The organism is Collinsella aerofaciens (assembly GCF_040915545.1).
GTDB lineage: Bacteria > Actinomycetota > Coriobacteriia > Coriobacteriales > Coriobacteriaceae > Collinsella > Collinsella aerofaciens_BE.
This window is the reverse complement of the sequence record NZ_JBCPDH010000049.1, coordinates 1-8,637: the sequence shown is the minus strand read 5'-3', so window position 1 is coordinate 8,637 and position 8,637 is coordinate 1. Positions and strand designations below refer to the sequence as shown.

Sequence of the window (8,637 nt, the reverse complement as noted above, 5' to 3'; positions counted from 1 at the left end):
GCTTGGCGTCAGCATGCCGCGATTCGGTCGCACGGAGAGCATTTCCCAGTTGACAAAACTATAGGAACACCCCCCTGAACAGAATCGCCGTTATCGGTTGACGGTGCGGCGATTGCCGCCAGCGGCGACATGAGCGGCTGAGCGATGAGGCCCGCCGTCAAAACGGTTGCGACGGCGCGGTTGGCAACGCCCTTGACGTTGACGGCCTTGGCCCGAGGCTCAAAGTGTTGTGGACTGTAGTTTGCCATGGCTTTCTCCCTTTGACACGGATGTGTCCATACGCATCAAAATGTAGGAGCTGATTTTTGAATTCTGTTGCGCAACATTGGTCACCGGCGGATTTTTGAAATTCGCGCTCTCGTGCTTCACAATTTCGTCACATATGTAGGAGCTGGTGCATCATATTCTTGCGGGATCGAATTGAGCCTGTGATTTGCATTTGCTCCCGCGTCATCCGCCCTATCGGATTCCGTATCCAACAGACACCCCGCCCGCCACGGTGTAGAGTTAAGACAACGGGCGCGTTGCGCGGACCGCGCTGGAACGAGGTGGACATGGAACTCGACAAACAACAGATCAAGCGACTACGCGAACGCCATCACCGGCGCCACGGCATCCGCCCTGCTCATAGCGAAGCCATGGAAAACGTCACCCGTTTCCTCAAGCGCGCATTCAACATTCGCGAGGGTCGCGCGCCCTATCACGTGATCCGCAAGCGTTTTGTAAACGGGGCGCGTCTGACTGGCTCCCACCTATGCATCCTCATCATCGCCATGTTGATCGCGAGCATCGGCCTCGATATCGATTCGGACATCGCCATCGTGGGCGCCATGCTCATCTGCCCGCTCATGGGCTCGGTCCTTGCCATGGCATACGGCATTGCCACGCTCGACCGCGAGATTACCGTCGAAGCCGTCGCGGGCTTGGCTCTACAAATGGCCTTTTGCCTGGTCACGTCCACGCTGTATTTTAAGCTCTCGCCCCTTGGCACCGCCACGGCCGCCATCGTCGACAACTCGACGCCCACCGTGTGGGACCTTGCCGTCGCGCTCGCGGGCGGCTTTGCGGGCGGCCTGGGCAACTCGCGCGACCAGGAGCCCTCGACGCTCATCGCCGGCGTGGCGGTGGCGACCGCGCTCATGCCGCCCCTGTGCGCGGCGGGCTACGGCATCGCCATCGCGAGCGGGTCGCTATTCCTCTCGGCCCTCTACGAGTTTGGCATCAACGTCGTCTTTATCGCGTTGGCGGCCGAAGCCGTATTGCTTCTTTTGCGTGTGCCGCTCAAGCGTGACCTCAACGGCGACGGCATTGTGACCGCCGAGGAAAATGCCGAGGTCGATGAGCTGTCACACAAGGTGCGCCGGCGCATCATCGTGGGTACGGTAATCTTTGCCATCCCCTGCATCGTTATGACCGCGGGGTCCGTTGGCTCGGCGCAGGCCGGAGTGCAGGACGGCTACGGCGTGACCGAAACCACGCGCGAGCTCGCCGCGGTGCTGCCGGGCTTTAAGGATTACACCGTCGCCGTCGAAACCTCGACCACCGAAGGCGACGAGGAGGGCATCGTCGAGCGCGAGATTGTCGCCCATGTGACGACAAACGAGGCGCTCGGGGCGCACGACCGCCACGTCGCCCGCAAGCTCATCGACCTCAATGTGCCCGAACTCGATCGCGTGGAGTTCGATGTGAAGTGATGCAGAGCGCGGGATGAATGCTCGCACGGACGCAAGTTACGACGAGGCGCAGACGCGATACGGACACGAGCAAATAGCGGGGTGCAGTTCACACCCGCGCCCCGCTCGCTTTTTTATTGCCGTGAATCAACTGTCCGAATCGACCTCGCCAGACTCCACCGTAAACGCCGGATCGGTGCTCACAAGATAAAATCGGGTCACTTTGCTATCTCTAAATAGATAGAGCTGGCCCTGCTCGCGTCGGCGTGACATATACGCCACGTGGACCGTACCGAATTCTTCGCCGTTTTCCTTTTAATATCAGGATGTTGGGGTCATCCGTACGCTTAAACTGCCCGTCAACGCAGCTGCCGTCTTTGTCGACCAGTTGCCACCGATGGTTATCCTCTTCAAGAAAGGCCAGGGTTTCCCGACTCGTCTTGTCATCCCGATAGTAACCGTCAATGGCAAACCCTTCGGAAGCGCACTCCTGCATATAGGACGTTTCTCGGCTTATAGCAAACAGCCCTGTAGCGCCCAGGAGCACAGCCAGGCAGACCACTGCAAGGGTTATCGAAATAGCACGGCGACCCATGTTAGCCCAACCGATAGTTGTTTAACGGAGCGTGAAACATACCTGGAACCTCCGATATCAGGGGGAACGTCGCCAGCAGGCTGGCGACAACTATATGTTTCTGACATCAAACCATATGGCTGCCACTCGCGGAGGGGGCATCGGCGAACGGCGTGTTTTCATACTCCATTGGTCAAACCTAAGCGCGGCCCTACAGCTCGTACTTGTACACGCGGTAGATGTACTTTTCGGCTTCCATCTCGTAAGTGGCGATGGGTAGACCGTAGCGGTCGTCTCGTCGTTTGGCAGATAGGTCACACTGTGCTGGCCTGCGTTGAGCGAAAAATCGCCTTGGGCCTGCAGTAACTTGTCCTCAAAGCCCGAACCGGCCCAGAAATCGGGCAAGCCCACGGAAGGCTGTAGCAAGGTCATTTGCGCAACATATGTCCAGCAAAAACGGGTGGTAGCCGGTACGGCCACCACCCGTTTGTCTCATATCTAGCCCATAGCAGGCAAGCTACTTCTTAATGCCGCGTCCCAGGCGCTCAGCGACCGACGCCACAGCACTCTCATCGACCGAGCCGCAGCTCACGCAGCCATCATGGGCACGCATCTGGCCGGTGACCTCGTCCATCGTGAGCGGCGCCACCTTCTCGAGCTTAAAGCCCTTGCCGGCGCGCATGTTCTCCTTGGCCACGCTAATCATGAGCTTAATACGGTTGAGCTGGTTGACCTCGGACGCGCCGGGGTCGTAGTCCACCGCGACGATGTTGCTCTCGGGGTGCTGGCGGCGCAGCTCCTTAATCACGGCCTTGCCCACCACGTGGTTGGGCAGGCACGCGAAAGGCTGCGTGCAGATGATGTTGGGCGCACCGTGATCGATCAGGTCGAGCATCTCGGCCGTGAGCAGCCAGCCCTCGCCCATGTTGTTGCACACCGAAAGCACCGTGCGGGCCTTGTCGGCCATGGTGCCGATGCGCTCGGGTGCCTCGAAGCGGCGGGACTTTTCGAGCATCTCCTCCACCGGTGTGCGCATCCAGTCCACGAGCTTAATGAGCGCCTGCATACCAGCGCGCGTGGTAGCAGAGCTTCCCAGCTCGTCCTTCTGTAGCTCGGCGTTACTCATGGAGTACAGGAAGAAGTCGAGCAGGCCCGGCACCACAGCCTCGCAGCCCTCGCGCTCAATGACATCGACCACGTGGTTGTTGGCCGTGGGATGGAACTTGACCAGGATCTCGCCAACCACGCCCACGCGCGGCTTGGTGCCCTCGCCCACGAGCGGCATGGTGTCGAACGCGCGGATGGCCTCGCGGCACAGCTTGGTGTAGTTGTGGCGGTTGAACTTAGGCGCCAGCTTGCGGGCACGCGCCATGTACTCCTCGTAGAGCGCGTTGGCGGCACCGGGCGTGGCCTCGTACGGACGGCAGCGGTAGAGCATCTGCATCATCACGTCGCCAAAGAGCACCGCGTAGACCGCCTGCTTGAGCAGCGCCGGCGTAATCTTAAAGCCAGGGTTGTCCTCGCCGAGCGCCACGGCCGAAAGCGAGATCACCGGGATCTCGGGGTGACCGCTCTCGCGCAGGGCCTTGCGGATGAGTGCGATGTAGTTGGTGGCACGGCAGCCGCCGCCGGTCTGGCTGATAACCACAGCGGTCTTGGACAGGTCGTACCGACCGCTCTCGATGGCCTCCATAATCTGGCCCGTCACCAGGATCGACGGGTAGCAAATGTCATTGTTCACATAGCGCAGACCGGCCTCGACGGCGTCGTGATCGGTCGAGGGCAGCAGCTCCAAGTTGTAGCCAGCACCACGGAACACCTCTTTGACCAGGTCAAAGTGGATCGGCGCCATCTGCGGGCACAGGATGGTGTAGCCCTCCTCGCGCATCTGCTCGGTAAAGGGCACCTTGGGCCACGCGGTCGATGCGCTCTCACGCTGAGCCTCAAACGTGTACTTGCGGCTCGCGAACGCGGGGGCGTCCGTGGAGGGCGCCACCGGCGCGGCATCGCCCTGCTCGTAGGCCTCGCCCGCGGCCGTGGCCTCGGCCAAGCGCTCGGCCTCCTGGTCCTTGAGCGCTGCCATGAGCGAGCGGATACGGATACGCGCGGCGCCCAGGTTGGACACCTCGTCAATCTTGAGCACGGTGTAGATCTTGCCGCTGGCTTCCAGAATCTCCTGCACCTGATCGGTGGTCAGGGCGTCCAAGCCGCAGCCGAAAGAGTTGAGCTGGATCAGGTCCAGGTCGTTGCGCATCGTCACAAAACGGGCGACGGCGTACAGGCGGCTGTGGTACATCCACTGGTCAACAACGCGAATCGGACGCTCGGGCTTTACCAGATGCGCGAGCGAATCCTCGGTAAAGACTGCAAAGCCAAAGCTCGAGATAAGCTCGGGCAGGGCATGGTTGATCTCGGGGTCGTTGTGGTAGGGACGGCCGGCGAGCACGATGCCGTGACCGCCATGGTCCTCGACCCACTTAAGAGCCTCCTCGCCCATGGTCTGGATGTCCTCGTGGAAGCGCGCATCGGCCTCAAAGGCAGCGTTGACGGCGGCATCGACCTCGGAGCGCGTGATCTTGGGTCCACGCACGCGACCGCGACCGGCTTGTGCATCGGCCACGCGGTCGACGGCGAGCACCTGGTACAGACGGCGCTTGAGCTCGGTCTTGTCGTGATAGGGCACAAACGGGTACAGGAACTCGATATTCTGCTCGCGGATCTCGTCGATGTTGAGCGCCAGCGCCGTGGGGTAGCTCATGACGATGGGGCAGTTGTAACAGTTGCCGGCGGTCGGATCCTCCTTGCGCTCCCAGCGCACGCACGGCATCCAAATGAAGTCGACATCGCGGTCGATGAGGTTCATCACGTGGCCGTGGCTCATCTTTGCCGGATAGCACACGCTTTCGGACGGCATGGACTCGATGCCCGCCTGGTAGGTCTTCTTGCTCGACTGGTCGGACAGCTGCACGCTAAAACCCAGGCGCGTAAAGAACGCGTGCCAGAAGGGGTAGTTCTCGTACATGTTGAGTGCGCGCGGAATGCCGACGGTGCCGCGCGGGGCCTCGTCGGGACTCAGGACCTCGCGGTTAAAGAGCAGCTCGTTTTTCTTTTTGAAGAGGTTGGGGGCCTCGGTCTTCTGCTTTTTGTGGCCGGCGCCCTTCTCGCAGCGGTTGCCGGTAATGAAGCGCCTGCCGCCGCCAAAGTCGTTGACGGTGAGCTGGCAGTTGTTGGAGCAGCGACCGCAGCGGACATGCTTTTGCGTCACGGTAAGGTGCGCGATGTCCTCGGCCGAAAGGATGGTCGAGGTGCCATCGGCGCCGGCGCGATCGCGGGCGAGCAGGGCCGCACCATAGGCGCCCATGCAGCCGGCGATGTCGGGACGCACGGCATGAACGCCGGTGAGCTGCTCAAACGCACGCAGCGTGGCGTCGGACATAAAGGTGCCGCCCTGGACGATCACTTGGCTGCCAATCTCCTTGGGGTCGCGCAGCTTAATGACCTTGAACAGGGCGTTCTTGATGACGGAATAGGACAGGCCGGCCGCAATGTCGCCCACCGTGGCGCCTTCCTTTTGCGCCTGCTTGACGCGCGAGTTCATAAAGACCGTGCAGCGGCTGCCCAGGTCGACCGGGGCCTTGGCATGGATCGCAGCGTTGGCGAACGCGCGCACGTCCATGTTCATAGACACGGCGAAGCTCTCGATAAAGCTACCGCAACCCGACGAGCAGGCCTCGTTGAGCATGATGTGCTCGATCACGCCGTCCTTGACGCGCAGGCACTTCATGTCCTGGCCGCCGATGTCGAGGATGAACTCGACACCCGGCAGGAACGCCTTGGCGCCGCGCAGGTGCGCGACGGTCTCGATCTCGCCGGAGTCGGCCTTGAGGGCCTCGATGAGCAGCGCCTCGCCGTAGCCCGTGGTGGTCACGTGGCCGATGGTGCAGCCGGCGGGGATGTGGTTGTAGAAATCGGCCATGATGACCTTGGCCGTGCCTAGGATGTCACCGTTGTTGTTGCCGTACCAGGTATGCAGCAGCTGGCCGTCCTCGCCCACGAGCGCGGCTTTCATGGTGGTGGAGCCGGCGTCGATGCCGATGAACACGCGACCGGCGTAGCCGTCGAGCTTGCCCTTGGGGACGACTTCCTGGTCGTGGCGGGTTTTGAAATCGGCGAAGTCCTCGTCGGTGGCAAAGAGCGGATCCAGGCGCTCGACCTCGGCACCCTGCGTGTCACCCAGAGCATCGATAGCATCGATGAGCTGCGGGAACGTGCTGAGCTTGTTGGACTCGTGCGCCATGGCGGCGCCGCTCGCCACAAACAGGTGGGCGTTTTGGGGCACAATGCGGTGCTCCTCGTCCAGGTTGAGCGTGAGGTAGAAGCGGTGGCGCAGCTCGGAGAGATACTGCAGCGGGCCGCCTAAGAAGGCGACGTTACCGCGGATGGGGCGACCGCATGCCAAGCCCGAGATGGTCTGGGTCACGACGGCCTGGAAGATGGAGGCGGCCACGTCCTCGGGGCGGGCGCCCTCGTTGAGCAGCGGCTGCACGTCGGTCTTGGCAAAGACGCCGCAGCGGCTGGCGATGGGATAGATGGTGGTGGCGTTGGCCGCGAGCTCGTTGAGGCCGCTCGCGTCGGTGTGCAGCAGAGTGGCCATCTGGTCGATGAACGCGCCCGTGCCGCCAGCGCAGGTGCCGTTCATGCGCTGCTCGATGCCGTTGTCGAAGTAGATGATCTTGGCGTCTTCGCCGCCCAGCTCGATGGCGACATCGGTGGCCGGGATAAGGGTCTCGACGGCGCGCTTGCTGGCGATGACTTCCTGGACAAACTCCAAGTCAAGCCACTGGGACAGCAGCAGGCCGCCCGAGCCGGTAATGGCGCAGGTCATCTGGGCCGTCGGCAGCACGGTCGCAGCGCCCTCGAACAGGTCGCGGGCGCAGGCACGGACGTCGGTGTGATGGCGCTGGTACTTGGCGTAGACGATCTGGTTGTCGTCGTTGAGCACGGCAAGCTTAACGGTGGTGGAGCCCACGTCGATGCCCAGGTGCAGGCTGCCGTGGGCGTTGTCGGGGTTGAAGATCGCGCCTTCGGGGGCGTGGACGGCGGCTACGGGCTCAGCGGCGGTGGCTGGCTCGCTAGCGACGGACGTCTCCCCTGCTGCGTTCTTGGCATCGGCAACTGCCTCGGCAACTTTCTCGGCAGCCGCGGTCGCGGCCTTCTGCGCGGCGTCCACCACGGCGGGCGCGGCCTCGCGTGCGGCAGCGACCACACGGTCCTTGATGCCCTCGACGAGTTTGCTCATTGTCTCTCCTCTTAGTTGTTGGACTCGACGGTTGCGGCGGTGTCGGCCGCATCCTCGAGCTGCAAGTTCAATAGCTTCATGCCGTATTCCGGCACGTTGATATCGATGGGTTGGCCATACAGGTCACCAGGGCGCACAAAAGCGAGCACCGTCATAATGCGCGCCATGGCCTCAGGCGATTCGGAAAGGTCACGCTCAAACCAGCGCTGAATCATGCCGACCTCAGCACTCACGACGTAGGTGACGTAGTAGTCAAAGAACGTGCCCAGCGCCAGGCCCAAAATGCCCGTCTGCGCACGCGGCACCACAGCCTCACGAGCGGTGTCGATGATCCTTTTAATGAAGGCCTGGTCGCCGCCCGGGCCCAGCAGGGCCCCGATAAGGTCGCGATTAGCTGCAAGATAGCGCAGCAGCTCAACCGAACCGGGCGCCGGCTCGAGCTCATCGATGTTGTGATAGAGATCGGGCAGCTGAGCTGCGGTGATGAGCTCAATGCGCTCACGGATCTCGGCCAGCAAGCCGTCCTCGATTTGATTGATAAAGTCAGGGATATCGCGGTAGTGCGAATAGAACGTGCGGCGCGTAAGGCCGGCGCGCTCGGTGAGCGACGCGACATTAATGCGCGAAAGGTCGCCGCTTTCGGCAAGCTCGCTGGCAAGTGCCTGGCGAAGGGCACGCTGCGAGCGAAGGGACCGGCGATCGCATTTCTCGAGCTGGGACAAGCGTCCTCCTTGTTACTCAGCCTGTGCGCTATTGCACAGTGCGAGTATTATTGCACACCGTGTGCATCAACACGTAAAGGCAATATTTGGGATGTGACAAAAGGGCGGTCCCTTTGTCACATCGAGCGACCGCCTAGGTTGTGCCGGTTGTACCTGGCTTTTGGAGCGGCATTACCGTTTGTCCAAAATGGCATTCATGGGTAGAATAGTGTCAACGGCAGCCCAAGTTCTGCTAAGCTGGGCAGCGCCGTTGCTTGGATTAAGGGGTCAACGCCTTAGCGGCGGCGACCCCTTTAATATGAGAAAGCCATTGTCAATAGGCGTGTTTGTTCGAGCCCGGTTTTAAACCGGGCTTTTTCGTTTCCCGTC

General features: G+C 61.7%; 3 protein-coding genes. 1 reads left to right on the top strand and 2 read right to left on the bottom strand.

Annotation, left to right across the window (positions count from 1 at the left end):
* The first annotated feature begins 554 nt into the window (after positions 1 to 554).
* Positions 555 to 1,694 carry a DUF389 domain-containing protein gene (locus AB5202_RS09655; RefSeq protein WP_368144593.1) on the top strand — a complete coding sequence of 380 codons (1,140 nt, stop codon included), beginning with the start codon at positions 555 to 557 and terminating at the stop codon, positions 1,692 to 1,694.
* A gap of 1,070 nt (positions 1,695 to 2,764) precedes the next feature.
* Here the strand turns inward: AB5202_RS09655 and AB5202_RS09650 are convergent.
* Both AB5202_RS09650 and AB5202_RS09645 read right to left on the bottom strand, forming a co-directional pair.
* Entirely contained in the window at positions 2,765 to 7,546 is a 4,782-nt protein-coding gene (locus tag AB5202_RS09650) for an acyl-CoA dehydratase activase-related protein (RefSeq protein ID WP_368144595.1), read from the bottom strand.
* Between the two features lie 11 nt (positions 7,547 to 7,557).
* Positions 7,558 to 8,268: a TetR/AcrR family transcriptional regulator gene (locus AB5202_RS09645; RefSeq protein ID WP_346972416.1), complete on the bottom strand. Its 711-nt coding sequence runs from the start codon at positions 8,266 to 8,268 to the stop codon at positions 7,558 to 7,560.
* Positions 8,269 to 8,637: the final 369 nt, after the last annotated feature.